Below are 24,809 nucleotides of genomic sequence, written 5' to 3'. Positions count from 1 at the left end.
TCCCGTGAACCCGGTAGATGAACCCGGTAAACTCTGCCCTGGGTTCGCCCTGCGCTGCGCTGCGTGCCGCGATCGTCATCCCTGGATTCCATGCTGCCTCTGCCCTCGCTTCCGTCTTTCCTGCCACCTGTGTCTCGGCTTGCCGCCGGCGCGCTCAATGCGCTGCTGGGCCGCGAGCCCTGGGCCGGCGAGCGTCTGGCCCGCCACGCGGGCAAGACGGTGCGCTTTGCCTGGGGGCGGCAGCGCCTGTCCCTGACGCTGAGCAGCGACGGCAGGGTGTCCCCGGCCGACGAGGCCATCGTGCCCGACGTGGTCCTGACCCTGAGGTCCGAGAAAATCCGCCTGGCGGGTTTGCCCGCCGCCGGCCTGCCCGATTTCGCCGAGGTGACGCACATCTCGGGCGATGCCGGCCTGGCCCAGGTGGTGGGCGACCTGGCACGCGATCTGCGCTGGGATCCGGAAGACGATCTGGCCCGCGTGATGGGCGACATTCCGGCATCGCGTCTGGTGTCTGGCGCGCGCGCGGCCGCGTCGGGCGTGCGCGATGTGGGCAGCCGCCTTGCGGCCAACCTGGCCGAATATCTGTCCGAGGAAACCGCCACCCTGACGGGCAGGCCGGCCCTGGCGCAACATGTCCTGGACGTGGCGCAATTGCAGGCCGACGCCGACGCGCTGGAGCGGCGCATCGGCGCCCTGGGCGCCCGCCTGGCGCGCCTGGACGGGAGCGCCCGATGCTGATCTTGCCGCGGCTGCTGCGCATCATTTTCGTCGTGCTGCGCTTCGGCCTGGACGACCTGGTCCTGTCCAGCATCGATCACCCGCTGGCGCGCCGTATGCTGCGTGTGCTGCGCCTGGGCCGCATGCCGCGCGGCCCGCGCGGCATGCGGCTGCGCCAGGCGCTCGAATCGCTGGGTCCCATTTTCGTCAAGTTCGGCCAGGTGCTGTCCACCCGCCGAGATCTGATCCCGACCGACATCGCCGACGAACTTTCGCTGTTGCAGGACCGCGTGCCGCCTTTTCCCTCGGCGCAGGCGGCTGCCCTGATCGAAGCGGCGCTGGGCAAGCCGCCGCGGGAGCTGTTCGCGCAATTCGAGACCGACCCCATTGCCTCGGCCTCGATTGCCCAGGTGCATTTCGCGGTGATGCACGACGGGCGCGAAGTGGCCGTGAAGGTGCTGCGCCCCGGCATGCTGGATGTCATCGAGAAAGACCTGGCCCTGCTGCGCATCGCGGCGCGCGTGCTCGAGCGCCTGGGTCCGGACGGGCGCCGGCTCAAGCCGCGCGAGGTCGTCGCCGAATTCGACAAGTACCTGCACGATGAGCTCGACCTGGTGCGCGAAGCGTCCAATTGCAGCCAGCTGCGCCGCAACTTCGGCCCCGAGTCCGGGCGCGACGGCATGCTCATCGTGCCCGAGGTGATCTGGGAATTCACCACCAGCACCGTGTTCACCATGCAGCGCATGTACGGCATTCCAGTAAGCCGCATCGACCGGCTGCGCCAGGCCGGTGTCGACATTCCCGCGCTGGCTAGGAGCGGTGTCGAGATCTTCTTCACGCAGGTGTTCACCGACGGTTTCTTCCACGCCGACATGCACCCGGGAAATATCTATGTGTCGGACAACCCGTCCACGCTGGGCCGGTACATTGCACTGGATTTCGGCATCGTGGGTTCGCTGTCCGAGTTCGACAAGAACTACCTGGCGCAGAATTTCCTGGCCTTTTTCCGCCGCGACTATCGCCGTGTGGCGCAACTGCACATCGAATCGGGCTGGGTGCCGCGCGACACGCGCGAGGAAGAACTCGAAGGCGCGGTGCGCGCGGTGTGCGAGCCTTATTTCGACCGGCCGCTGGCCGAAATTTCGCTGGGGCAGGTGCTGCTGCGCCTGTTCCAGACCTCGCGCCGCTTCAATGTCGAGATCCAGCCGCAGTTGGTGCTGCTGCAGAAGACGCTGCTCAACGTCGAAGGCATGGGCCGCCAGCTCGATCCCGAGCTGGATTTGTGGAAGACCGCCAAGCCTCACCTGGAAAGCTGGATGAGAAAGCGCATGGGGCTGCACGGTCTGCGTGAAAGCCTGGTCCGGGAGTCGGCCAGGTGGTCGCAGCTGCTGCCGGCCGTGCCGCGGCTGCTGCACGATCGTCTCGCCCGTCCCGACCTGAGCGCCGAGATGTTGCAAGAGACGCGCCGCCTGCGCCTGGCGCGCGAGCAGGGCAACCGGCTGCTGGCGGCATTGACGGCTGTGCTGGCCGTGTCGCTGGCGGTAATTTTGTGGGCTTTGGACAAACATTGATCCAGCCATGGCGGATCGCCGCCGCGCCTGTTAGCATGTCAGATTCGCGCGTAGTCATATTTCTGATATGAAACTGTCATCACGGTTTCTTCTTGGGCGGCGATAAAAGCGGTCATAAGAAAGCGGCTCGGGGCCGCGGAGAGAACCCCCATGCTATACCCTGAACTTTTCAAGACTATGGAAGCTGTGCGCTGGAATATGGCGACCAGTATTCCGTGGAGCGAGTTCGACGGCACTAAGCTGTCCGACGAACAGGCGCACACAATCAAGATGAACGCCATCACGGAATGGGCGGCCCTGCCGGCCACCGAGATGTTTCTGCGCGACAATCGCGGCGACAGCGATTTCTGTGCCTTCATGTCGATCTGGTTCTTCGAGGAGCAGAAGCACTCCTTGGTGCTGATCGAGTACCTGCGGCGCTTTCGCCCCGACCTGGTACCCACCGAGGAAGAGCTGCACAAGGTGCGTTTCGAGTTCGACCCCGCGGCCGAGCTCGAAACGCTGATGCTGCATTTCTGCGGCGAGATCCGACTGAACCATTGGTACCGCTGTGCGGCGAACTGGCATACCGAACCCGTCATTCGCGCCATTTACCGGACTATCGCCCAGGACGAGGCCCGCCATGCGGGAGCCTACCTGCAGTACATGCGGCGTGCCCTGAAAGACCGGGGCGAGGAAACCAGTCTGGCCGCGCGCCATGCCTTTGCCAAGATCGGCGTGCTCATGGCCTCGGCCAGCCGCTCGTCGCAGGCCATGCACCCGACCAATCTGCACGTGAACAAGGCCATGTTTCCCAACGATACGGTGCAGTCCAAGATGCCCGAACCGGGTTGGCTGGAACGCTGGCTCGATACGCAGATCCGCTTCGACAGCGGCTGGGAAGGCCGGGTCGCCGGGCGCATCCTGCATATTCTTTCGGGGCTGCTCGATACCGATTTCACCTCGGTCAAGGACCTCAATCGGTATCGCAAGGAGGCGATGGCCAAGATGTTCGGCACGGGCGTGCTCGCCGCGACCTGATGCGGGCGACCGGCGGCGGGCGACCGGCTACAATTTGCGTATGACTGCCGCCCGATTCGAATCCAAGATCCTTGCGCGCGCGGCCGCCGCCGAGGCGGTCAAGCAATTGCCGCGCCCGCTGGTGTTCACCAATGGCGTGTTCGACATTCTGCATCGCGGCCATGCCACCTACCTTGACCAGGCAGCCTGCCTGGGTGCCACGCTGATCGTGGCGGTCAATACGGACGAATCGGCGCGCCGTCTGGGCAAGGGGCCGGACCGACCCCTCAATGTCGTACAGGACCGGGCTGCGCTGCTGGCGGCGCTCGGCTGCGTGAGCCTGGTCACGTCCTTTCACGAAGACACGCCCGAGGCGCTCATCGCCGAGCTGCGCCCCGACATCATCGTCAAGGGCGGCGACTACGACATGCAGACTTTGCCCGAGACCAGGCTGGTGCGCAGCTGGGGCGGGACGGCCGTGGCCATTCCCTTCGAATTCCAGCGATCGACCACGTCGCTGGTCAATCGCATACGCCAGGGCTGACGCGCCCGCCGCGGACTTCAAGCAAAACGGCCATTCGATACGAATGGCCGTTTTGCTTGAAGGGCAGGTACTGCCCGTGCGCGTCCGCTCAGAACTTGAAGTGCGACACCGATGGGCCGCGCAGGGGCTTGATGACGGTTTCGAACAGACCTTCGGTCTCGAAGCTGGCGGCGGTGGTGCGGGTGATGCGCCAGGCCGTCATGATGGGGGGCTGGCCGGTGACGACGATCATGCGTCCGCCCACGCGCAGCTGATATTTGAGCGCGTCGGGCACGGTGGGTACGGAGCCGGTGACGAGGATGGCGTCGTATTCGGTGCTGCCCCAGCTCCTGCTGGCGTCGCCGGTCTCCACTTTGGCGTTGTTCACGCCATTGCGCTGCAGGTTCTGCTGTGCGTAGGCGGCAAGCCGGCCGTCGATCTCGACGGTGGTGACCTGGCGGGCCAGGTGCGCCAGCAGCGCAGCCTGGTAGCCCGAGCCGGTACCGATTTCGAGCACGCAATCGGTGGGCTGCAGCTGTAGGTCCTGCGCGAAACGGGCCTCCATCTTGGGGGCCAGCATGGTTTCGCAGGTGTCGATCCCGTTGATCTGCAGGGGGATTTCCAGGTCGGAGAAGGCCAGGGCGCGCAGCGCGACCGGCACGTACTGTTCGCGGCGCACCGCGAACAGCGCGTCGAGAACCTTGGGGTCGAGCACATTCCAGGGGCGGATCTGCTGCTCCACCATGTTGAAGCGGGCTTGTTCGACGTCGGGCAGGGTAGTGGCGTTCATGGACGACTCTTGGCGCTCGTGGCGGTCTGGTCTAAGGATAATGATCAATTTTAACGCTTTGTAGCTTATTGAGTTCTTAAGCCGCCAGGGCCGTGGTCGTGCTGGGCATCCGGATCGGCCTGGTCGGTTTGAGCCGAGAGCGCCTGCCGGCTTGATGCGGCGGCGGTGTAGGCGCCCCGGGCCTCACCACCAGGCGTGAAAGTGGTGCACCGGCCCGTGGCCTTTGCCGATGTCCAGCCGGCCGGCTTGTCGCAGGGCCTCGGTCAGATAGGCCTTGGCGCGCCTGGCTGCCTCGGGCACGTCGTCGATCTGCGGCAGCAGCGCGGCCAGCGCGGCCGAAAGGGTGCAGCCGGTGCCGTGGGTGTTGCGGGTGTCGATGCGAGGTGCGGCCAGTTCGATCATGCGGTCGCCGTCGTGCAGCAGGTCCAGCGCCGCCTCGCTGCCGGGCAGGTGGCCGCCCTTGAGCAGGACCCAGCGGCGGCCGCTGTAGGCCATCTTGTCGCGCAGGCGCTCGGCCGCGCGGCGCATTTCGCGGACGGTTTCCACGGGACGCTCGTCCAGCAGCACGCCGGCTTCAGGCAGGTTGGGCGTGATGACCGTCGCCAGGGGCAGCAGGGCATCGCGCAGCGTGCCGATGGCGTTGCGCTCGAGCAACAGGGCGCCGCTGGTCGAAACCATGACGGGATCGAGGACGAAGTGGACCGGCTGCCAGTGGTCCAGCCGCTCGGCCACCGCGGCGATGACGGGCTGCTGGCCCAGCATGCCGGTCTTGACGGCGTCGATGCGCACGTCGGCGAACAGTGTGTCGATCTGCCGGGCCACGAAAGCGGGCGGTACGGGGGCGACGTCGGCGACGCCTTGCGTGTTCTGCGCGGTCATGGCGGCCACGACCGCGCAGCCGTAGGCGCCCAGCGCACTCATGGCCTTGATGTCGGCCAGGATGCCGGCGCCGCCGGAGGGGTCCACGCCGGCGATGCTCAGGACGTGGGGGATGGGTCGGTCTGCGGGCACGCTTATTTTTTCGCTGTGATCAGCCCTTCGGTGGGCGAGCTGGGGATCGCGCTGTAGAGCTTCTTGGGCATGCGGCCGGCCAGGAATGCCTCGCGGCCGGCTTCGATGGCGAGCTTCATGGCGCGGCCCATGCGCACCGGATCGCGCGCGTGGGCGATGGCGCTGTTCATGAGCACGCCGTCGCAGCCCAGTTCCATGGCGATGGCGGCGTCCGATGCCGTGCCCACGCCGGCGTCGACCAGCACGGGCACGCGCGCCTGGTCGATGATCAGGCGCAGGTTCCAGGGGTTGAGGATGCCCATGCCCGAGCCGATCAGCGAGGCCAGCGGCATGATCGCGCAGGCGCCCAGGTCTTCCAGCATGCGGGCCTGGATGGGGTCGTCGGCGCAATACACCATGACCTTGAATCCCTCGTCCACCAGCGTCTTGGTGGCCTTGAGCGTCTCGGGCATGTTGGGAAAGAGGGTTTGCGGATCGCCCAGCACCTCGAGCTTGACCAGGTCGTGCCCGTCCAGCAGTTCGCGCGCCAGGCGCAGCGTGCGCACCGCGTCTTCGGCGGTATAGCAGCCGGCCGTGTTGGGCAGCAGGGTGAACCTGGACATCGGCACGTGGTCGAGCAGATTGGGCTCGCCCGGGTTCTGGCCCAGATTGGTGCGGCGTATGGCCACGGTGACGATCTGGGCGCCGCTGGCCTCCAGCGCGGCGCGGGTCTGCTCGAAATCCTGGTACTTGCCGGTGCCGACGATCAGGCGCGAGGTGTATTGGCGGCCAGCAATGGTGAGGGTGTCTTGGGTGCTCATGGGCGATGCGGGTAGGCAGCGCGGATGCGCTCGATTGCGAAAAGTATAATCCTGCTCTTGCAGAGCGCTTTGGCGGGCTTTCCCCGCATCACATCCATGTCCACCTTTATGCGCAAGATTCCGGTCACCGTCATCACGGGTTTTCTCGGCAGCGGCAAAACCACGTTGCTGCGTCACATTCTGTCCAATGCGAACGGCCTGCGCGTTGCCGTGATCGTCAACGAATTCGGCGAACTCGGCATCGACGGGGAAATTCTCAAAGGCTGCGGCATCGGTTGCGATGAAAGCGGCAAGCAAACCGAAGGGCAACTGTACGAGCTATCGAACGGCTGCCTGTGCTGCACCGTGCAGGAAGAATTCTTCCCCGTCATGGAGGCTCTGGTCGAGCGCCGCGGCCAGATCGATCACGTGCTGATCGAAACCTCCGGACTCGCGCTGCCCAAGCCGCTGGTGAAGGCGTTCAACTGGCCGTCCATACGCAGCAGCTTCACGGTCGATGCGGTGGTCACGATGGTCGACGGCCCGGCGGCGGCCAGCGGCCAGTTCGCGCAAGATCCGGCCGCGGTGGACGCGCAGCGAAAGGCCGATCCGAACCTCGATCATGAATCGCCGTTGCATGAATTGTTCGAAGATCAGCTGAGCGCGGCGGATCTGGTCATACTCAACAAAGTCGATCTGCTCGACGCAACCGGCCAAGCCTGCGTGTCGGCGTTAATACGCGAGGAAATCCCCGCCCACGTGAAGATCGTCCCAGCCAGCAACGGACGCCTCGACCTGAGCGTGCTCCTGGGCCTGAACTCGGCATCCGAAGAAACCATCGACCAACGTCCTGATCATCACGGTTCGGCGGACGAACCCGGTCATGGACACCGCCACGACGAGTTCGATTCCGTGGTCGTGTCTGGCGCAGCGGCCCCGCGCGACACGGTCATCGCCGCGTTGCAGACGCTGGTCGAGAACCACACGATCTATCGCGCCAAGGGTTTTGCCGCGTTGCCGGGGGCTGCCATGCGCTTGGTGATCCAGGGCGTGGGCCAGCGCTTTGACAGCTATTTCGATCGCCATTGGCGCGAAGGCGAAGCGCACGCCAGCCGCTTCGTGCTGATCGGCGAAGATCTCGACGCAGCCGTGCTGCAGCGCGCGTTCGACGCCGCGCTGGCGGCTGCGTAAGCGGCGACGGACGCCGTCGGCCGGGCTTACGCATGCATCTGTTGCGCACCGTTCCCGGGGGCTTCGTCGACGATACGGCCGGTGTCGTTCGCATCGACCAGCGCCCGGCCGATATCGTCGTCCTCAGTTCCGCCGACACCACGCTCTCCCTGCTTGCGAGTGTGGTGGACAGACTGGGGGACGATTTTCCAAGTTTGCGTTTGGCGAACGTCACGTATTTACGGCAGCCTGCGTCGGTCGACTTCTATGTGGAGGACGTACTCCGGCATGCGCGCGTCGTGGTGGTCGATCACCTCGGGGGCGAGGCCTATTGGCCTTACGGGATCGAGCAATTGGTCGATCTGGCCCAGCGCGAGGGGCAGATGCTGGCGATGTTTTCGGGCGATCTGCAAGAAGATCCCCATTTGATCGCGCGCAGCACGGCCAGTCCGGCGTTCTGCGCGCGGCTATGGCGTTATTTGCGCGAGGGCGGTCCAGCGAACGCCGAGGCCTTTCTACGCGCCATCGCCTGGCATGCGCTGGAGTGGGGCGATGAACCCGCATTGCCGGTCGCCGTGCCTAACGCGGCGGTCTATCACCCGCTAAGCAACACGGCGGTCGCCGCCGATTGGCAGGCACGCTGGAAGCCCGGTGCGCCGGTTGTCGCGATCCTGTTCTACCGCGCGCATCTGCAGTCGGCCAACACGGCCGTCTTTGACGCCTTGATCGACGCCCTGGAGCGGCGCGGCCTCAATCCGCTGCCGATCGCGATCACCTCTCTCAAAGACGTGACCAGCCGGGACTTCGTGGCGCGGCTATGCGATGCGCATGAGGTCACCCTGGTGCTCAACACCACGTCCTTCGCGGCCTCGACGCCCGAGGATCCGGGGCGCTCGCCCGCCTTCGGTCTGGACGCGCCGGTTTTCCAGGTGATTCTCAGCGGGGGCAACCGGGAAGACTGGGTCAAGGACAGCCAGGGCCTAAATTCGCGGGATATTGCGATGCACGTCGCCTTGCCCGAAGTGGACGGCCGCATCATTACGCGCGCGATCAGCTTCAAGGGGCTGGCCTATCGTTGCGAGAAAACCGAAGTGGACGTGGTCCGCTACCAGCCGGATATCGAGCGCACGGCGTTCGTGGCCGAACTGAGCCGGCGGTGGTGCCGGCTGCGCAGCCGGCGCAATGATGAAAAGCGTCTGGCGCTGGTGCTGGCCAACTATCCGGCCAACGACGGGCGCATAGGCAATGGCGTGGGACTGGATACGCCCGCTTCTGTCATCGAGATTTTGAAGCGGCTGCGCGCCGAGGGCTATCGGGTCGACGAAATTCCCTCCGACGGCCAGGCGTTGATGTCGCGCCTGACCGCAGGCGTGACCAACGATGCCGAGTCGCGAGCGCTGCGCCCTGCGCTGCAAAGCTATGCGCTGGACGACTATCTGGCCGAATTCGCCGGACTGCCGGCCGAGCTGCGCGATGCCCTGAACGAGCGCTGGGGGCTGCCTCACGAAGATCCGACCGTGCGCAACGGGCGCTTCATGATCGCCGGCTGGCGCTGCGCAGGCGTGTTCGTCGGCATTCAGCCTTCGCGGTCCCGCGAGGACGGCGACTACGCGAGCTATCACGATGCCGATCTCGTACCGCCGCACGCTTATCTGGCGTTTTATTTCTGGCTTCGCCAGGTATTTCTGGTCGACGCCGTCGTGCACGTGGGCAAGCACGGCAGCCTCGAATGGCTGCCAGGCAAGAGTATCGCGCTGAGCGGCAGTTGCTGGCCCGACCTGACCCTCGGGCCGGTGCCGCATCTGTATCCGTTCATTGTCAACGACCCAGGAGAGGGCAGTCAGGCCAAACGCCGCGCGCAGGCAGTCATCATCGATCATCTGATGCCGCCGCTGACACGGGCGGAATCCTACGGGCCGCTGCAGGACCTGGAGCGCCAGGTCGACGAATACTACGAGGCGCTGATGGTCGATGCGCGCCGTGCGAAACTGCTGCGCGCAATGATCCTCGATGCCATCATCGAGCACCGGTTGCACGACGAATTGAGTCTGGTCAAGCCAACGGAAAAAGACGAAGAAGACCGGCTCCTGACGCGTGTGGATGCATGGTTGTGCGAACTGAAGGAAGCGCAGATCCGGGATGGCCTGCATATCTTCGGCCGCTCGCCTGTCGGACGCGAACGGCGCGATACCCTGCTGGCGCTGGCCCGTTTTCCCATTGACGACGGCCGGGGCCGCAATGCCGGGCTGATCGATGCCTTGGCTCGGGACTTGCGCCTAGACGACCAGTTCGATCCGCTGGCGGCGCAATGGTCGACGCCGTGGACCGGCGCGCGTCCCGCTTTGCTTGCGCAGGTCAGCGACGCGCCCTGGCGCCATTGCGGTGACACGCGCGAGCGGCTGGAACTGCTGGCGACCCGCTTTCTGGAACAGATCGGCGTGTCCGACGGCGCCGATCTCGTCCGCGACATGCCGGCCACTCGGGAGGTGCTGGCCCGCGTCCGCGAGGACCTCCAGCCCCGGCTTGATGCCTGCGGCAGCCAGGAGCTGCGTCACCTGATGCGCGGGCTGGAAGGCCGCTTCGTGCCCCCCGGACCCAGCGGCTCGCCTTCGCGCGGCCGTCCCGACGTGCTGCCGACAGGGCGCAATTTCTATTCGGTGGACACCCGGGCGATTCCGACTCAGACCGCCTGGTCGCTCGGCGTCAAATCCGCACGCCAGCTGATTGAGCGCCACGTGCAGGAACACGGCGATTATCCGCGTGGGATCGGCCTGTCGATCTGGGGTACCGCCACGATGCGCACGGGCGGAGACGATATCGCCCAGGCCTTCGCCTTGCTGGGCGTGCGGCCAAAGTGGGCGCCGGGCAGCCATCGCGTGACCGACTTCGAGATATTGCCTGCCGGCGTTCTCGATCGTCCCCGCATCGATGTGACATTGCGGGTGTCCGGTTTTTTTCGCGACGCATTTCCCAATGTGATGCATTTGTTCGATGCCGCGGTGCAGGCTGTAGCCGGTCTTGACGACGAACCGCAAGACATCAATCCGATCCGGGCGCGCGTGCTGCGCGAATGCGATGCCTGGATGGCGCGCGGTGTCCAGGAGGCAGAGGCGCGCAAGCGGGCGGGCTGGCGGGTATTCAGTTCCAGGCCGGGCAGCTACGGTGCCGGTCTGCAGCAGATGATCGATTCCGGCGCCTGGCAGACCGACGAAGATCTGGCGCAGGCCTATCGTGCTTTTGGCGGTTATGCCTATACGCAGGCCGGCTCCGGCGAACAGGCGCACGCCGTCTTCGCGACGCGCCTGGCCAGCATCGATGTCGTGCTGCAGAACCAGGACAACCGGGAACACGATCTGCTCGACTCGAACGACTATTACCAGTTCCAGGGAGGCATGACCGCCGCTGTGCGTCACTTTTCCGGTACGCAGCCCCAGGTCTATCACGCCGATCACAGCAATCCCGACGCACCGCACATCCGGCCTTTGAGCGAGGAGATCGCGCGGGTGATCCGCTCGCGCGTCGTCAATCCGAAATGGCTCGATGGCGTCAAGCGGCATGGCTACAAGGGCGCGGCCGAGATCGCCGCGACGATCGATTATCTGTTCGGATACGATGCGACCGCGCGGGTGGTTTCCGATCATCAATACGCGCTCGTGACGGATGCCTGTCTGAACGACGCGGATACGCGCGAATTTATGCGGCGGCATAATCCGGATGCGTTGCGCTCCGTCTGCGAACGCCTGCTGCAAGCCATGGACCGCAAGCTGTGGCAAGAGCCCGGCACCTATCGAGATCAGGTCCAAGCGCATCTGCTCGATGCCGAACAGGAACTGGAAGGGAGATTGGCTTGACCCGTGTTTCAGCAGAAAAAACCACCCCATTGCCCTTGCCGTTCCCGCTGTCCGCGCTGATAGGCCAGCAAGCGCTGCGCCTTGCGTTGCTGCTGGTGGCGGTCGACCCTTCGATCGGCGGACTGCTGGTCAGCGGGCCTCGGGGAACGGCGAAGTCGACCGCGGCTCGCTCCCTGGCCGAGCTGCTGCCCAGCGGCAGTTTCGTCACGCTGCCGCTGGGCGCCAGCGAAGAGCGGCTGATAGGCACGCTGGATATCGACGAGGCGCTGCGCGGCGGCGGCGTCAAGTTCTCGCCGGGGCTGCTGGCCCGTGCGCACGAAGGCGTGCTTTATGTGGACGAAGTGAACCTGCTTGCGGATGCCCTGGTCGATGTCGTACTCGATGTGGCGGCAAGCGGGGTCAACGTCGTGGAGCGGGACGGGGTTTCCCACCACCATGCCGCGCGCTTCGTGCTGATCGGGACGATGAACCCCGAAGAGGGCGAGCTGCGGCCCCAGCTGCTCGATCGGTTCGGGCTGATGGTCGAGATCGAGAACTGCTTTGACCCGCGGGTACGCGAGCAAATCGTCAAGGCGCGACTTGATTTCGATCGCGATCCGGTGGTGTTCCGCGAGCGGCATGCGCATGCGCAACAGGCGCTGAGGCAGCGTATTCTCGCTGCGCGGTCGGCCATGGCAGGCCTTGCGTTCGAGGATGATGTGCACGCAACGGTAAGCCGGCTTTGCATTGCCGCGGCGGTCGACGGAATGCGTGCCGATCTGGTGATGCTGCGCGCGGCGCGCGCGCTGGCCGCGCTGGAGTCGGCGCACCGCATCACGCGGGTTCATGTCGAGAGTGTGGCCGAGGCAGTGCTCAAACATCGCCGGCACGCGTCTTCCGACGAGCGGTCCGACGGCGTCCAGGACAACCCGGTTCAGCAACAGAACAAGCGCGATAAACAGAGCGGGGCGCCAGGCAGCGAGTCAGGCGCCCCGCAATCGGCGCCGCGCGATGACGACGGCTGGGGTTATCTGCCTCCCGAACGCACAGGCACCGCCCGCGTCAAGGGTGTCGTTGCGCTACCGGCAAAAAAACCCTGAGCCATCGGGAAAGCGCCGCCGCTGATCTGGACAGCGGCTCCCGGTGGTCCGGCGGCGCAGGCCGTCAGCGCAAGCGGGGATCCCTGGCCGCCGCGGGGCGTCGCATCGCGTGGGTTTCCACGCTGGCGAGCAAGGGAAATCGGCCGTTGCATAGAACCCATCTGCGATTCGTCCGCGACGGTCTCAAGCCTGGCGTTCTTCATTGCTTTCTGCTGGACTGCTCGGCCTCGATGCTTCGAGGCAACGGCTTGGCGCTGGCAAAGGGCGTGCTCCTCGGATATTTCGAGCGGCTGGCCCGAGAGCGGGCCGAAGTGGCATTGGTCCGGTTCGGCGGCGGGCATGCCAATGTCTTGTTCGGTCCCGCCGTACCCAGGTGGTGGAGCGAACGCTGGATACACCCCATCTGCGGCGGGGGCGGCACCCCGCTGGCATTGGGCATGACGGCCGCCGCGCGGCTACTGGCGCTCGCCCGACGGCGACGCGTCTCCCAGGAGCGGGTCCTGTGGGTATTGACCGACGGCCATACGCGCGAGCGGGTAGCGATGCCATCCGCGGCGGACCGGATCGTCGTGGTCGACTGCGGGCAGGGCCGCCCCGCCAGTCAGGGTTGCCGGCGACTGGCCCACGAATGGTCTGCGGTATATCTTCGGTTGGACGAGTTCGTCATTGAGTAGAGGCCCTGGAAATTGACGCTCGCCAATTCAGGCTTGTACGATTGTTCGCCGGCCGGCCTGCCGTTGATCGGTACCCAGGCAGCCATGGCACCGCCGCATCTGGTAGGTGCGGCACCGGCCTGAGGAATCTTCCATGTCCGTAATTCTGACTCTCGGGCCCTCACCGGGCGTGTTGCGCCGCCGGGTCGGTGGCATGTACGCGGTGCTGGCCGCGTTCAATATCGGCGCCTGGATATGGGCATTCATGGCCTTTCACGGGCAGCCGCTGCTCTTGAGTGCCGGCCTGCTGGCGTGGGGCTTTGGCTTGCGGCACGCGGTCGACGCGGATCATATCGCCGCGATCGACAACGTTACCCGCAAGCTCATGCAGGAGGGCCAGCGTCCCGTGACGGTGGGATTTTTCTTCGCGCTCGGCCATTCGCTCGTGGTGCTGATCGTGTCCGCGATGGTCGCGGTCACGGCCATCGCGCTCGAGAGCAGGCTTGCGGCCTGGCGCGGGATCGGCGGCCTTATCTCCATGAGCGTCTCGGCGCTCTTCCTGTTCCTGGTCGCAGGCATGAACATCGTCATCCTGCGCGGGGTATGGCGCGCGTTCGGCAAGGTACGCCGAGGCGAATCCTACAGCGACGACGACCTCGATATCCTGCTCAACGATCGTGGGGTGCTGGCGCGCATCTTCCGTCCGCTGTTGCGCCTTGTTTCGGCGCCGGCCTGGATGCTTCCGGTGGGCTTTTTGTTCGGCCTGGGTTTCGATACCGCGACTGAGGTCAGCCTGCTCGGCATGTCCGCCACGCAGGCGGCGCACGGCCTGTCGATGAGCGCGATATTGGTGTTCCCGGCCTTGTTCGCGGCCGGCATGGCATTGATCGACACCACCGACGGCATCCTCATGCTCGGCGCCTACGACTGGGCGTTCGTTCATCCCGTGCGCAAGCTCTACTACAACCTCACCATTACGCTGGTGTCCGTCCTGGTCGCCGTGCTCATTGGCGGCATCGAGATCCTGGGCATCGTGCACGACAAGTACCCGTTCACGGGCCTGTTTTGGGATGCGATCGGATCGCTCAACGACAATTTCAACAACCTTGGATTCGTCATCATCGGGGTGTTTGCCGCGTCCTGGATCGCCTCGTGGGCGATCTACCGCGCCAAGGGCTACGACAAGCTCGGTGCAGCCGGCGCGGGCGGTTAGGGCCTAGCCGTGCGTGCGAATCCATCAATTTGATTTTGGCCGTGAGCTTATAGGACAGGACACTAGCCGGGGTCCGGCGCCGCGTACCAGCGCGGGGTGTAGATCCATTCGCCCTGCGGGCCGCCCTGCACGCCGCGCGTGGTGGATGAGCCGACGATCACCACGGTGCGCATGTCCACCTGGTCCGAACGCAGCTCGCCCAGCGTCGTCGTCGTGAGTTTGGCGCCCGGGCGGCCGATATCCCGGCCCAGCACCACGGGGGTGGCCGGTGTCCGCCAGTTGCGCACGATGTCCAGCGCATGGTCGAGCTGCCACGGCCGCGCGCGCGATATCGGGTTGTAGAAGGCCATCACCAGATCAGCCTGCGCGGCGTGCTGCAAGCGCTCGCGGATGATGTGCCACGGCTTGAGGTTGTCCGACAGCGACAGCATGCAGAAATCGTGGCCGAGCGGCGCGCCCGCCTGCGCGGCGGTGGCCATGGCCGCCGATACTCCCGGCACGATGCGCAGGTCGACCTGCCTCCACCGCGCGTGGCCGTCTGTATCGAGCGCCTCAAGTACCGCCGCAGCCATGGCGAAGATGCCCGGGTCGCCGGAAGAGACGACGACGACGCGCCGGCCCTCGCTGGCCAGTTCGAAGGCATGGCGGGCGCGCTGAAGTTCCTCGCGGTTGTCGCTGGCATGCTGCCGCTGGTCGGCGCGCAAAGGCCCGGCCATGCGGATATAGGTTTCGTAGCCGAGGATGTCGCTGGCCTCGTCCAGCGCCTTTCGGGCGTCGGGCACCATCAGCCCCGCGCTGCCCGGCCCCAAGCCGACGACGGTCAGGCGACCGCGGGCGCGGCCGATGCGCTCTGGGATGACGGGATGCGGTGCCAGCGCGAGCGCGACGCCATTTTCATGTACGCGGACATCGTGAGCCAGGTCTGGTGCGGCAAGCAGCCATTGCGCCGGTTCTTGCGCCTCATGGTCGGCAAAGCGCAGCGGCACCCCCAGCGTGTCGGCGACCCGTGCGATCCGCGGATCGCCCATGTTCGCGGCAGGGGCCAGAAGAAGCGCAAGCGACAGCGGGGAAAGCTCGTGGTCGGCGAGCGCTTCCAGCACGTGCTCGGCGCCGGCGGCGCCGCCAAGCCCGGCGACGACGCTGCGCGGATGGATGAGCAATTCGTCGCGATGCCTATCCGATGCGAACGGCGTGACGCGGATCGCGAGTCTGGCCGATGCGGCTTGCGGGATATCGGCATCGTCCAGCCAAGGCGCGTGGCCTTCTAGGCGGACGCGCTGGCCCGCCAGTAGATCGGACACGAAATGCTTGCCCTGCTCGATGTCCGCGAGCACATAGCCTTCGGGCGGGTCCAGCAGACAGGTGCCAAAGCGCAGTTCGCCGCTGGTCGTGATGGCCGGCGCGACACCCAGTGCCTGCGCGATTTGCCGGGCCAGCGCGTTGACGCCCGCCGTGCCTCCAAGCAAGGGCACGACGGCGCTTGCGTCTTGCGCAACCGCCACGATGGGAGGCTCCAGGCCCTTGTCGGCCAGCATGGGCGCCACGCAGCGGATCACGATGCCCGCCGCGCACAGGGCCACGATAGGCGTGCCGCACTTGTACAGTTCCTGCAGGTGTTGGCCGGTCCGTTCGAAGGCGACGTCCGCCTGGCCTTCGGTGCGCGCCCTCAATCCGTGCACCCGCGATGCCGGGAGCGCGGCCTGAATCCGGCGCGCGGTCGCAAGCGCGCCGGATCCCAGGATGATTATCGCGGGGGCCGGCGAGGTTAGCCCTGCCATTTTTTCCCCGGCACCACGAGCAGTGAAAAATAGGGCGAAGCCATGGGGTCGACCTCGGCAAGCGGGACGATGCGCTGATTCGGCATGGTGGCCCGCTCGACGTACAGCGCACGTTCGGCCAGGCCCAGTTCATCCAGCACGCGGCGCACTTTTTCGAAATGCCGCCCCAGCTTCATGACCACCGCGGCGTCGGTGTCGGCCAGCTTGCGCTTGAGTTCGTCGGCAGGCATGACGCCTGAAAGGACGGTCAGGCTCTGGTTGCGGTAGACCAGCGGCGTGCCCAGCACTGCCGTGCCGCCCAGCATCGAACACACGCCCGGAATGACTTCCACCGCAAATGTGCCGGCCAGCCGGTCGTGAAGATACATGTACGAGCCGTAGAAGAAGGGATCGCCCTCGCAGACAACCGCAACGTCCTTGCCGGCCTTCAGGTGTTCGCCGATCAGGGCCGATACGCTGTCGTAAAAGTCGGCGATGACGGCTTCGTAGGAAAGAGGCGGCTCCAGCGCCTCGGTGGTCACCGGGTAGACCAGAGCAAGCCTGGTCTGCGCGTCGGACAGATGCGGTTCGATGATGCTGAACGCGTTGCCTTTCTTGCCCTTGGCGACAAAGTAGGCCACCACGGGCGAGGCCTTGAGCAGCCGCAGCGCTTTGAGGGTGAGCAGCTCCGGGTCGCCGGGGCCCACGCCGATGCCGTAGAGGCGTCCGGTGTTTTTTGTCATTCCGCATCCGATGCCAGCGCGTTGACGGCCGCGGCCACCATTGCGCTGCCACCCCTTCGGCCTTCTATGGTCACAAAAGGTACGCCATGGCTGGTTTCGACCAACATGGCTTTCGATTCGGCCGCGCCGACGAAGCCAACGGGAAAGCCGAGTATCAGCGCGGGGCGCGGCGCGCCTTGAGCGATCATGTCCAGCAGGTAAAAGAGCGCGGTCGGCGCATTGCCTATTGCCACGACGCTGCCTTCCAGCCAGGGGCGCCAGAGTTCCAGGGCGGCCGCCGAACGCGTGTTGCCGAGCGTGCGTGCCAGATCCGGCACGCACGGATCGGAGAGCGTGCAGATCACTTCGTTCGATGCCGGCAGCCGGGCGCGCGTGATGCCTTCAGCCACCATCCGCGCATCGCAAAGAATGGGCGAACCGCGCAGCAGGGCCGCTCGGCCGGCCGCGCCGGCGCCTGGGGAAAACCGCAGCGCTTGCGCGATATCGGTCATGCCGCAGGCATGGATGACGCGCACTGCGAGTTTTTCCAGGTCCGCGGGGATTTGGGACAGATCCGCTTCGGCGCGGATTGTTTCGAACGACTGGCGATAGATGGCCTGTCCGTCGCGGACGTAGTCGATCATGTGGTGGGCAGCCTCTTCAATAGTCAGGTGTTTCCCGATGCACGAACCGAAGCGGGATGTCCCGCCGTGCATGCGCCGGTACAGATCGTAGCGCCCTGGCGCCGTCGCGAGCAGCGTATGGGGGGCGCAGCTCGCCATGGCGCACGATCGCTCGCATCCGCTCAGATGCGTCGGGGGCATGGCTTCGGGCAGGCATTGCGCCAGCTTGAGCGCATCGGCTTTCGTGTCGGCCCGGCCCTTTGCGCATCCGGCCGAGCCGGCGCAGGCGACCAATCTGCCTAGCGGCGCGCGCGCATCCAGTATGAAGCCCAGGCGGCGCAATCCGCTCTCGACATGCGCCAGGCAGTCCTCGGGAACATCGGTAATAAGTAGGCCTTGCCATGGCGTGGCGCGCAATGCGCCTTGCGCGTGCTCATGAGCCAGCCCCGCCAGATCGCGCAGCGTCGCCGTGTCGAGGCGGCCCAGCGGCGGTTGCCCGCCGACATGCCACAGCCCGGGCTGGCGCTGCGCATGCGCGCCGAAGCGGCGGTCGGGCTCGGCCGCCGGACGGCGCCATGACAGGACCCGGGCGTCCTGGCGCAGCGCCAGGCCGGATTTCGCGGCGGCATGCCCGATGACGGTCTGTGCATCCCGTGTGGCGAGCAGGTCGCGCATGCGTTTCTGGTCCGTGCCAGCCAGTGCGATGAACGTCAGCAGCAGGGCATGTGCCAGGGCGGGAACATCGCGCGCGCGCACCGCGGCCAGGGCGCTGCCGGGCATGCGCGCGGGTTGGCCGGCCAGTCCGAGCGCAAACCAGGCCTCGTCGCTGTCTTGCGGCCCCATCGCCGCAAACCAGAGATCGTGCGGGTGCTCGAGTTCCGCCAGGCGTTCGCCGCCATCGAGCAAAATGGAGAACTTGGGTGAAAGGGCCGCGAATTCGGGTTCGTTCTGCAGCAGCGCGAGCATCGCCAGTGCAAGCGGTTCCGTATCGTGCAGCGCGTAGGCATCCCGGCCGGCGCTGGGGCTGAGCATCAGGTTGCGCACGTCATCGGCCACCAGGGCCTGCTGCGCGCAAGGCTGCTGCCCCCGCGGCCCCAGACCGGCGGCCAGCAATTGCGCGGTGATCGCCGTTTCGTGTCCCGGCTTGATGCCGCGTATCTGAAAGTTGGCCCGGTTGGTCAGTTCGAGGCCGGCTGCATGGGCCTTGACCGCCTCGGCGATGGCCAGGGCCTGGCTCGCCTGCAGAACGCCGCCCGGCAATTTGACGCGGCACAGCCCGCCATCGTGCGCGGCAACGATGCGCGACAGGGCGGGGCAGGCGGATGGCCGAGGGAAGGCAAGCAAGGGTCTGATACGAACGGTATCGGCAAGGCGGTATTATGCCTTTTTTCTTATCGCAAAAAGCCGTAAAAAGGCTTTAAAAAGCGGGTAAAAGATGACGATCCAGGATGCGATCCTGCCTTGGCTGACCGTGGTGGGGATAGGCGAAGACGGTTTTGCCGGATTGGGTCGTGGCGCGCGGCGAGCCCTCTTTGACGCCGAAGTCGTGGTCGGCGGCGCGCGGCATCTGGCGATGTTGCCGGCCAGGCTGCGCGCCAGGCGCGTAGCCTGGCCCAAACCCTTCGACATCGCGCCCATCCATGCCTGGCGCGGTACGCCGGTGTGCGTTCTTGCCAGCGGCGATCCCATGCTGTTCGGCGTGGGCTCGACGCTGGCGCGCGCGTTTTCCGCCGCGGAACTGCGCGTGATTTCCGGGCCGTCGTCGCTATCGCTGGCCGCCGCGAGGATGGGTTGGTCCCTGCAGGACGTCCAAAGCCTGTCCTTGGTCGGACGCCCGCTTGCCGCCTTAAATGCCTATCTGCGCGACGGTGCCAGGCTGCTTGTGCTCAGCCGCGACGGCGCCACGCCGCGCGAGATCGCAAGCCTGTTGAATGCGGTCGGGTTCGGCGCATCGCGTATGAGTGTTTTCGAGAATCTGGGCGGTGCGCGCGAAAGCCGGATCGACGCGTCGGCGCAGACGTGGCGCCAGGATGGCGTCGCCGCGCTCAATCTCGTGGCGTTGACGTGCCGCGCTCCTCGGGAACTGTCCCAGCCCTTGACCGTGGGTTTGCCCGACGAGGCATTCCGGAACGACGGCCAACTGACCAAGCGTGACGTGCGCGCGATGACGCTGGCGCGGCTGGCGCCCATTCCCGGCGAACTGCTCTGGGATGTCGGTGCGGGATGCGGCTCCATCGGCATCGAATGGATGCGCGCGCATCCGGCCTGCCGCGCCATTGCAATCGAGCCGGAACCGGCCCGCCAGGCCTTCATCATCCACAATCGCGATGCCCTGGGGGTGCCGGACCTGCAATTGGTGCCGGGGCGCGCGCCCGATGCGCTGGCCTGCCTGCCGGCTCCCGACGCGGTTTTCGTCGGCGGCGGCGTAACCACGCCCGGGTTGCTGGAGGCGTGCTGGTCCCGCCTGCGCGCAGGCGGCCGGCTGGTCGCCAATGCCGTGACCTTGCAGGGCGAGGCGGTATTGGCTCAGTGGCGCGACCGGCACGGAGGCAGGCTCACACGCGTCGTGCTCAGCGAAGCCCAGGCGCTGGGCGGATTCGATACGTGGCGGCCGGCCCTCCCGATCACTTTGCTCGACGTCACCAAATCCGCATGATGCGCATCTTGCTCCTGGGAGGCACGGGCGACGCCCTGAAGATCGCTCGCCGCCTCGGGCCGCGTGACGTCTACAGCCTTGCCGGGTTGGGCAAGGTGCCGGGCGATCTCGCTTGCCAGGTCCGCGTGGGCGGTTTTGGCGGCGCGAAGGGCTTGGCGGCGTATGTTCAGGCACAAGGCATTGCGCTGGTCTTCGACGCGACGCACCCGTATGCCGCGCAGATCAGCGCGAATGCGGCAACTGCCGGTGCGAGTGCCGGCGTGCCGCTGTGGGCGCTGCGACGTCAGCCGTGGAGTCCGCAACCGGGCGACGATTGGCGCATTGTCGACGATTGGGCCGCAATCCGCGCCGCGCTGTCGGCTTTCGCGCGGCCGCTGTTTACCCTGGGGCGCGAGCCTCTGGCCCATCTGGACGAGATTGCCGCGCACCAATTCTGGACGGTGCGTTGCCTGGACGATCATCCCGGCCATAGGCGGGCCCGCGTGGTCGGCGCGCGCGGGCCGTTCACGTATGAAGCCGAGCAGGTTTTTTTCGAAGAAGGACGGTTCGACGTGCTGGTCAGCAAAAACAGCGGCGGCCAGGCGACCGAGGCGAAGCTGGATGTCGCCCGTGCACGCGGCCTGCCCGTCATCATGACGCGGCGCCCGGCTTTGCCGGTTGCGGACAGAACGTTCGAGGCCGTCTGCGCCGTGCTCGATGCGATCGATGCGCTGCGTGCCGCGGCTGATGCGCCGCGATGGGGCCGGACATGACGGTTTTCTTCATCGGTGCGGGACCTGGCGATCCGGAGCTGATCACCGTGAAAGGGCAGCGCCTCATTCGCCGTTGTCCAGTGATCCTCTATGCCGGGTCGCTGGTCCCCATCGCCGTGCTGGCAGGCAACCAGGCCGAGCGCATCGTCAATACCGCCGACCTCGACCTCGACACCATCGTCCGGTTGCTGGCCGACGCCCATGCCCAAGGACAGGATGTCGCCCGCGTGCATTCGGGCGATCCCTCATTGTTCGGGGCGATCGGCGAGCAGATACGCCGCCTGCGTGCGCGGGGCATTCCCTACGAGATCGTACCCGGCGTTACCGCCGCGTCGGCTTGCGCCGCGGCGCTCGGTTGCGAACTGACGCTGCCCGGCGTCTCGCAGACGCTGATTCTGACCCGCTACGCCACGAGGACGGTCATGCCGCAAGGCGAGGCGCTGGCCGAATTGGCCAGCCATCGCGCGACGATGGCGATTCACCTGGGGGTCAGGCACCTGGCGCGCATTGTGGAGGAACTGCGCCCGCACTATGGCGACGACTGCCCGGTGGCCGTCGTGTATCGCGCAAGCTGGCCCGATCAAGAACGGATCACGGGTACGCTGGCCGACATCGCGGTCAAGATCGCCCGGACCGACATCGAGCGCACCGCCTTGGTCATTGTGGGCCGCGTGCTGGCGGCCGAGGGCTTTGCCGATTCGTTCCTGTACGCGCCGGCGCCTTAGGCGGGTATTCCGACGCTATGGCTTCAGCTGCAGCGGCAGCCCGGCGGCCATGAGCGTGGCTACGCCAGCCTGAGCGGCCACGCGCTGGTTCAACCTGCCGAGCTCGTCGACATAGCGTCGCGTCTGGGCGCCCAGCGGCACGATGCCCATCCCGATTTCGTTGCTCACGACGATGATCTTGCCCGCCGCTTTTTCACAGGCAGACAGGAACGCCTCGATCCGGGCGGACGCGTCGGGCGACCCGACTTCCTCCCCGACCGGAAACAGCAGATTGGCCAGCCACAGCGTCAGGCAATCGATCAGCACGCAGCGCTGCGGCGCGGCCGTGCGTCGCAGCGCTGTGGCCAGGTCGACGGACTCCTCCACCAGGTCCCACTGACTGGGCCGCCTGGCGCGATGCAAGGCGATGCGCGCGGAAAATTCGACATCATCATGCTGCCGTGCCGTCGCGATATAGGTGACGGCCATTCCGCTCGCGGCCGCCAGTCTTTCCGCATAGGCGCTTTTGCCGGAACGGGCGCCACCCGTGACAAAGGTCAGGTTCGTATTGCCCATGCATGGATTGTAGCGGCCGAGGGTAGACTGCCGGCATATCTCCAATGCATCGGGAGCACGCAGATGAAAAAGCTATTGATCGTTGGTATTGGCGCCGGCGATCCGGAATATCTGACCGTCCAGGCCATCAATGCGCTCAATCGAGCGGATGTGTTCTTCGTGATGGACAAGGGGGCCGCCAAGGCTCAGCTCGTCGCCTTGCGCAAGGACATCATCGAGCGGTACGTCAAGGACAGGCACTACCGTATCGTCGAGAGCGCGAGCCCGGAGCGCCGCCGCGATACGGATGATTACACGGGCGCCGTCGAGGCGTTGAACCGCGAGAAACAGAGGATCTTCGAACGCCTGATCGAAGAGGAACTGTCCGATGGGCAGTGCGGTGCCTTCCTCGTCTGGGGCGACCCGGCGCTCTATGACAGCACGATGCGGATCGTCGGCGCCATTTCCCAGGCCGGCCGCCATGCCTTCGAATACGAGGTCGTGCCAGGCATCAGCAGCGTGCAGGCGCTCGCGGCCAAGCACCGGATCGCGCTCAATTCGATAGGCCGGTCCGTTCAGATCACCAATGGCCGGGGAATCGCCGATGGTTTTCCGGAAAAGGTCGACAGCGTTGTCGTGATGCTCGATGCGCAGAATGCCTTTCGCAAGGTGCAGGGCGATGTCGATATCTACTGGGGCGCCTACGTCGGCACGCCGGACGAGATCCTCGTGGCGGGCAGGCTGAGCGAGGTGCAAGACGATATCGAGCGCCTGCGCGCCCAGGCCCGCGAGCGCCACGGCTGGATCATGGACACCTATCTGCTCAAGCGCGGCGGCAGAACCGCAGAGTGATCGTTGAGCGCCCCTCCCGGCGCCGGGGCATGCGCGATGTCCGTCCGTCTTTGCGGCGCGCCAGACTGCCGCACCCCCGCATTCGTCAAAAGGCTGTGCCGTGAAATAGCGCCGCCGTCAGGGTGGGGTTCGATGGCCAGTAGCCATGCATATAGGTGGCCACGACAGAGCCCGAGCGATAGATCGGCTCACCCAGCGCGCCATCCCTGGCACGCAAGGCATGCGCGGCCGGCGTCAGCGGCGTGGTCATGCTCGAGTAATGGAATGCGTGCCCGGCCAGACGGCCCTGTTTCGTCTCCAGGGCCTGCATGCCGAGCGAGGCGAGCCGCCCGCGCATCGTTGCATGGCCGGTCAGTAGGCCGAGCATGGGTGTCGTCGTTCCTTGCGTGTCGGTCAAGCTATCGAGCAAATAGAGCATGCCGCCGCATTCGGCCAGGATGGGCCTGCCCGCTCCGGCATGGCTGCGTATGCTGCGCGCACTGGTCGAATTGCCGGCGAGGGCGGCCGCGTGCAGCTCGGGGTAGCCGCCCGGCAGATACAGCGCATCGGTGCCAACGGGCAGGGGTTCGTCCGCCAGCGGCGAGAAAAATTCGACTTGGGCGCCGAGCGATTCCAGCAGGCGGACATTGGCCGGATAGATGAAAGAAAAGGCATCGTCGCGCGCGATGGCGATGCGCATGTCCTCGAGCAATCTGGGTAGCGCACGCGCGGGCGCAGGCTCGAAGACGACCGGCGCCGGCAGTTCGGCCAGCAAGGTATCGGCCAGTGCCTGCGCGGTGAAGGCGATGCGCATATCCAGTTGGTCTATTTCTCCTGGTTGATGCAGGCCCAGATGCCGCGTGGGCAGGGCTATGCGGTCCGATGGAGGCAGTCCGCCCAGCCAGCGGATATCGCCGGGCATGCCCTCTTGCAGCATTTGCGCGTGACGCGCCGAGCCGACGTGGTTGGCCAGCACGCCGTGCATGCGGATGTCGGCGCGATGGCGCGCGAGGCCCGAGGCAATCGCGCCGAAAGTTTGCGCCATTGATTTGGCGGAAATTACCGCTGCGACGGGAACGCCGAAGGCGGCGGCAAGGTCCGCGCTGTTGGGTGTGCCGTCGAAAAGACCCATCACGCCTTCTATCAGGATCAGGTCGGCCTCTGCCGCCGCTTCCGCCAGCAGCCGGCGGCATTCCTGCTCGCCCACCATCCACAGGTCCAGGGATTGGACCGGCGCTGCGCTTGCGCGCGCCAGGATCATGGGGTCGAGAAAATCGGGTCCGGTCTTGAAGACGCGCACTTGGCGTCCGCGCTGGCGGTGCAGCAGCGCCAGGCCCGCGGTGACCGTGGTCTTGCCCTGGCCGGATGCCGAGGCGCCGATGAAAAGAGCGGGGCAGGCAGGCATGCTCAGGGTCTGGTGGCGGCGACGGCGACCGTCACGCCGCCGTGTGCCTGGCCGGCGACGAGCAGCGTGCCATCCTGTGCCGCAAGCAGGGCGCAGGGCTCGCAAACGCCAGCCACGCCCACGTGCGCCAGCGCGGCGGCCGAGCGTCGCAAGGTCGGATGTCTGTCGAAACAGGCATTAATGTCGGCCGCGCAGAAGGCGCGCAGCGCAATCCCGTGGCGCGAGCAGAACTGCGCCAGGGCTGGATGGTCGGCCTTCGTGTCGAGCGTGGCGAGCGTGGCGATTTCCTCCAGCCTTCTCGGACCCAGCGCCGCGCGTACGGCCGATTCGACATGCGAGCTCGTGGCGCCTTGCCGCAAGCCGATGCCGACGGCCAAGGTTGGCCGATGCGGGAAGTGTTCGCTGTTATGCATGATTTGCGCGATTTTTTCGCCATAGACTAACATGC

22 protein-coding genes and 1 pseudogene are annotated in these 24,809 nt (G+C 66.1%); 13 read left to right on the top strand and 10 right to left on the bottom strand.

From position 1 onward, the window contains the following. The first annotated feature begins 90 nt into the window (after window positions 1-90). From H143_RS0104180 to H143_RS0104160, 4 genes are all read left to right on the top strand, one after another. Window positions 91-738 carry an SCP2 domain-containing protein gene (locus H143_RS0104180; RefSeq protein WP_019936973.1) on the top strand — a complete coding sequence of 216 codons (648 nt, stop codon included), beginning with the start codon at window positions 91-93 and terminating at the stop codon, window positions 736-738. Continuing rightward, on the top strand, window positions 732-2,288 hold the full coding sequence (gene ubiB / locus H143_RS0104175) for a ubiquinone biosynthesis regulatory protein kinase UbiB (protein WP_019936972.1): 1,557 nt from the start codon (window positions 732-734) through the stop codon (window positions 2,286-2,288). The genes H143_RS0104180 and ubiB overlap by 7 nt, the downstream gene beginning before the upstream one ends. 150 nt (window positions 2,289-2,438) lie before the next feature. Then, on the top strand, window positions 2,439-3,308 hold the full coding sequence (locus H143_RS0104165) for a ferritin (protein WP_019936970.1): 870 nt from the start codon (window positions 2,439-2,441) through the stop codon (window positions 3,306-3,308). 40 nt (window positions 3,309-3,348) lie between these two features. Beyond that, the gene (locus H143_RS0104160) at window positions 3,349-3,831 is read left to right on the top strand and encodes an adenylyltransferase/cytidyltransferase family protein (RefSeq protein WP_019936969.1); all 483 of its coding nucleotides are present in this window, start codon (window positions 3,349-3,351) and stop codon (window positions 3,829-3,831) included. Window positions 3,832-3,919: 88 nt separating this feature from the next. Here H143_RS0104160 and H143_RS0104155 read toward each other — a convergent pair whose 3' ends face one another. The 3 genes from H143_RS0104155 to H143_RS0104145 all read right to left on the bottom strand — a co-directional run bounded on the left by H143_RS0104155 (window position 3,920) and on the right by H143_RS0104145 (window position 6,411). Next, window positions 3,920-4,600 (bottom strand): protein-L-isoaspartate O-methyltransferase, encoded by a 681-nt coding sequence (locus H143_RS0104155; RefSeq protein ID WP_019936968.1) that lies wholly within the window; start codon window positions 4,598-4,600, stop codon window positions 3,920-3,922. Between the two features lie 183 nt (window positions 4,601-4,783). Beyond that, the gene (thiD, locus tag H143_RS0104150; RefSeq protein ID WP_019936967.1) at window positions 4,784-5,611 is read right to left on the bottom strand and encodes a bifunctional hydroxymethylpyrimidine kinase/phosphomethylpyrimidine kinase; all 828 of its coding nucleotides are present in this window, start codon (window positions 5,609-5,611) and stop codon (window positions 4,784-4,786) included. Between the two features lie 2 nt (window positions 5,612-5,613). Beyond that, a complete protein-coding gene (locus H143_RS0104145) occupies window positions 5,614-6,411 on the bottom strand; it encodes a thiazole synthase (protein ID WP_019936966.1) in 798 nt (265 codons plus the stop codon). A 96-nt stretch (window positions 6,412-6,507) separates the two neighbouring features. Here H143_RS0104145 and cobW point away from each other — a divergent pair, with 96 nt between their 5' ends. From cobW to H143_RS0104120, 5 genes are all read left to right on the top strand, one after another. Beyond that, window positions 6,508-7,581: a cobalamin biosynthesis protein CobW gene (gene cobW / locus H143_RS0104140; RefSeq protein WP_026349710.1), complete on the top strand. Its 1,074-nt coding sequence runs from the start codon at window positions 6,508-6,510 to the stop codon at window positions 7,579-7,581. 32 nt (window positions 7,582-7,613) lie between these two features. Further along, window positions 7,614-11,411 carry a cobaltochelatase subunit CobN gene (cobN, locus tag H143_RS0104135; RefSeq protein ID WP_019936964.1) on the top strand — a complete coding sequence of 1,266 codons (3,798 nt, stop codon included), beginning with the start codon at window positions 7,614-7,616 and terminating at the stop codon, window positions 11,409-11,411. Continuing rightward, the gene (locus H143_RS0104130; RefSeq protein ID WP_051094352.1) at window positions 11,408-12,490 is read left to right on the top strand and encodes an ATP-binding protein; all 1,083 of its coding nucleotides are present in this window, start codon (window positions 11,408-11,410) and stop codon (window positions 12,488-12,490) included. Before cobN ends, H143_RS0104130 begins: the two co-directional genes overlap by 4 nt. Window positions 12,491-12,636: 146 nt before the next feature. Then, a complete protein-coding gene (locus H143_RS0104125; RefSeq protein ID WP_026349709.1) occupies window positions 12,637-13,164 on the top strand; it encodes a VWA domain-containing protein in 528 nt (175 codons plus the stop codon). Window positions 13,165-13,297: 133 nt separating this feature from the next. Next, on the top strand, window positions 13,298-14,356 hold the full coding sequence (locus tag H143_RS0104120) for a HoxN/HupN/NixA family nickel/cobalt transporter (RefSeq protein ID WP_019936961.1): 1,059 nt from the start codon (window positions 13,298-13,300) through the stop codon (window positions 14,354-14,356). 62 nt (window positions 14,357-14,418) lie between these two features. On the opposite strand, the gene cobJ is transcribed toward H143_RS0104120, so the two are convergent. From cobJ to cobG, 4 genes and pseudogenes are all read right to left on the bottom strand, one after another. Continuing rightward, the gene (gene cobJ / locus H143_RS0104115) at window positions 14,419-16,134 is read right to left on the bottom strand and encodes a precorrin-3B C(17)-methyltransferase (RefSeq protein WP_019936960.1); all 1,716 of its coding nucleotides are present in this window, start codon (window positions 16,132-16,134) and stop codon (window positions 14,419-14,421) included. After that, the gene (locus tag H143_RS0104110; protein WP_019936959.1) at window positions 16,122-16,856 is read right to left on the bottom strand and encodes a precorrin-2 C(20)-methyltransferase; all 735 of its coding nucleotides are present in this window, start codon (window positions 16,854-16,856) and stop codon (window positions 16,122-16,124) included. Before H143_RS0104110 ends, cobJ begins: the two co-directional genes overlap by 13 nt. Then, the gene (locus H143_RS22840) at window positions 16,853-17,479 is read right to left on the bottom strand and encodes a precorrin-8X methylmutase (RefSeq protein WP_231378546.1); all 627 of its coding nucleotides are present in this window, start codon (window positions 17,477-17,479) and stop codon (window positions 16,853-16,855) included. The genes H143_RS0104110 and H143_RS22840 overlap by 4 nt, the downstream gene beginning before the upstream one ends. Continuing rightward, window positions 17,453-18,811, bottom strand: a pseudogene (gene cobG, locus H143_RS22835) (precorrin-3B synthase); the annotation flags it as partial. The pseudogene cobG and the gene H143_RS22840, both read right to left, overlap by 27 nt. 82 nt (window positions 18,812-18,893) lie before the next feature. Here cobG and H143_RS0104100 point away from each other — a divergent pair. The 3 genes from H143_RS0104100 to cobM are packed head-to-tail and all read left to right on the top strand — an operon-like array spanning window position 18,894 to window position 21,591. Next, on the top strand, window positions 18,894-20,114 hold the full coding sequence (locus H143_RS0104100) for a bifunctional cobalt-precorrin-7 (C(5))-methyltransferase/cobalt-precorrin-6B (C(15))-methyltransferase (protein WP_019936957.1): 1,221 nt from the start codon (window positions 18,894-18,896) through the stop codon (window positions 20,112-20,114). After that, complete coding sequence (locus H143_RS0104095) at window positions 20,111-20,866, top strand: cobalt-precorrin-6A reductase (protein ID WP_019936956.1); 756 nt, start codon at window positions 20,111-20,113, stop codon at window positions 20,864-20,866. The genes H143_RS0104100 and H143_RS0104095 overlap by 4 nt, the downstream gene beginning before the upstream one ends. After that, window positions 20,863-21,591 (top strand): precorrin-4 C(11)-methyltransferase, encoded by a 729-nt coding sequence (gene cobM, locus H143_RS0104090; protein ID WP_026349707.1) that lies wholly within the window; start codon window positions 20,863-20,865, stop codon window positions 21,589-21,591. Before H143_RS0104095 ends, cobM begins: the two co-directional genes overlap by 4 nt. A 15-nt stretch (window positions 21,592-21,606) precedes the next feature. Here the strand turns inward: cobM and cobU are convergent, their stop codons facing one another. Further along, window positions 21,607-22,146, bottom strand: coding sequence for a bifunctional adenosylcobinamide kinase/adenosylcobinamide-phosphate guanylyltransferase (cobU, locus tag H143_RS0104085; RefSeq protein ID WP_019936954.1), 540 nt, complete (start codon window positions 22,144-22,146; stop codon window positions 21,607-21,609). A gap of 63 nt (window positions 22,147-22,209) precedes the next feature. Between cobU and cobF the strand changes: the two genes are divergently transcribed. Next, window positions 22,210-22,977: a precorrin-6A synthase (deacetylating) gene (gene cobF, locus H143_RS0104080; protein WP_026349706.1), complete on the top strand. Its 768-nt coding sequence runs from the start codon at window positions 22,210-22,212 to the stop codon at window positions 22,975-22,977. 85 nt (window positions 22,978-23,062) lie between these two features. Here cobF and H143_RS0104075 read toward each other — a convergent pair whose 3' ends face one another. Further along, complete coding sequence (locus H143_RS0104075) at window positions 23,063-24,361, bottom strand: cobyrinate a,c-diamide synthase (RefSeq protein WP_019936952.1); 1,299 nt, start codon at window positions 24,359-24,361, stop codon at window positions 23,063-23,065. 2 nt (window positions 24,362-24,363) lie between these two features. Continuing rightward, window positions 24,364-24,774 (bottom strand): cobalamin biosynthesis protein, encoded by a 411-nt coding sequence (locus H143_RS19925; protein WP_081627118.1) that lies wholly within the window; start codon window positions 24,772-24,774, stop codon window positions 24,364-24,366. Window positions 24,775-24,809: the final 35 nt, after the last annotated feature.

This window comes from Bordetella sp. FB-8 (assembly GCF_000382185.1).
Lineage (GTDB): Bacteria > Pseudomonadota > Gammaproteobacteria > Burkholderiales > Burkholderiaceae_B > Bordetella.
Note: the sequence above shows the minus strand (reverse complement) of the source record. Positions and strands in the feature narration are given on the sequence as shown.

What these genes read in the sequence shown, in the direction of transcription:
- H143_RS0104165 (WP_019936970.1), top strand. Translation starts at nt 2,439, where the DNA reads ATGCTATACCCTGAACTTTTCAAGACTATGGAAGCTGTGCGCTGGAAT.
- H143_RS0104145 (WP_019936966.1), bottom strand. Translation starts at nt 6,411, where the DNA reads ATGAGCACCCAAGACACCCTCACCATTGCTGGCCGCCAATACACCTCG.
- cobJ (WP_019936960.1), bottom strand. Translation starts at nt 16,134, where the DNA reads ATGGCAGGGCTAACCTCGCCGGCCCCCGCGATAATCATCCTGGGATCC.
- ubiB (WP_019936972.1), top strand. Translation starts at nt 732, where the DNA reads ATGCTGATCTTGCCGCGGCTGCTGCGCATCATTTTCGTCGTGCTGCGC.
- H143_RS19925 (WP_081627118.1), bottom strand. Translation starts at nt 24,774, where the DNA reads ATGCATAACAGCGAACACTTCCCGCATCGGCCAACCTTGGCCGTCGGC.
- H143_RS0104120 (WP_019936961.1), top strand. Translation starts at nt 13,298, where the DNA reads ATGTCCGTAATTCTGACTCTCGGGCCCTCACCGGGCGTGTTGCGCCGC.
- H143_RS0104100 (WP_019936957.1), top strand. Translation starts at nt 18,894, where the DNA reads ATGACGATCCAGGATGCGATCCTGCCTTGGCTGACCGTGGTGGGGATA.
- cobM (WP_026349707.1), top strand. Translation starts at nt 20,863, where the DNA reads ATGACGGTTTTCTTCATCGGTGCGGGACCTGGCGATCCGGAGCTGATC.
- H143_RS0104095 (WP_019936956.1), top strand. Translation starts at nt 20,111, where the DNA reads ATGATGCGCATCTTGCTCCTGGGAGGCACGGGCGACGCCCTGAAGATC.
- H143_RS0104180 (WP_019936973.1), top strand. Translation starts at nt 91, where the DNA reads ATGCTGCCTCTGCCCTCGCTTCCGTCTTTCCTGCCACCTGTGTCTCGG.
- H143_RS0104075 (WP_019936952.1), bottom strand. Translation starts at nt 24,361, where the DNA reads ATGCCTGCCTGCCCCGCTCTTTTCATCGGCGCCTCGGCATCCGGCCAG.
- H143_RS0104110 (WP_019936959.1), bottom strand. Translation starts at nt 16,856, where the DNA reads ATGACAAAAAACACCGGACGCCTCTACGGCATCGGCGTGGGCCCCGGC.
- cobN (WP_019936964.1), top strand. Translation starts at nt 7,614, where the DNA reads ATGCATCTGTTGCGCACCGTTCCCGGGGGCTTCGTCGACGATACGGCC.
- H143_RS0104155 (WP_019936968.1), bottom strand. Translation starts at nt 4,600, where the DNA reads ATGAACGCCACTACCCTGCCCGACGTCGAACAAGCCCGCTTCAACATG.
- H143_RS0104160 (WP_019936969.1), top strand. Translation starts at nt 3,349, where the DNA reads ATGACTGCCGCCCGATTCGAATCCAAGATCCTTGCGCGCGCGGCCGCC.
- H143_RS22840 (WP_231378546.1), bottom strand. Translation starts at nt 17,479, where the DNA reads ATGATCGACTACGTCCGCGACGGACAGGCCATCTATCGCCAGTCGTTC.
- cobF (WP_026349706.1), top strand. Translation starts at nt 22,210, where the DNA reads ATGAAAAAGCTATTGATCGTTGGTATTGGCGCCGGCGATCCGGAATAT.
- cobU (WP_019936954.1), bottom strand. Translation starts at nt 22,146, where the DNA reads ATGGGCAATACGAACCTGACCTTTGTCACGGGTGGCGCCCGTTCCGGC.
- cobW (WP_026349710.1), top strand. Translation starts at nt 6,508, where the DNA reads ATGTCCACCTTTATGCGCAAGATTCCGGTCACCGTCATCACGGGTTTT.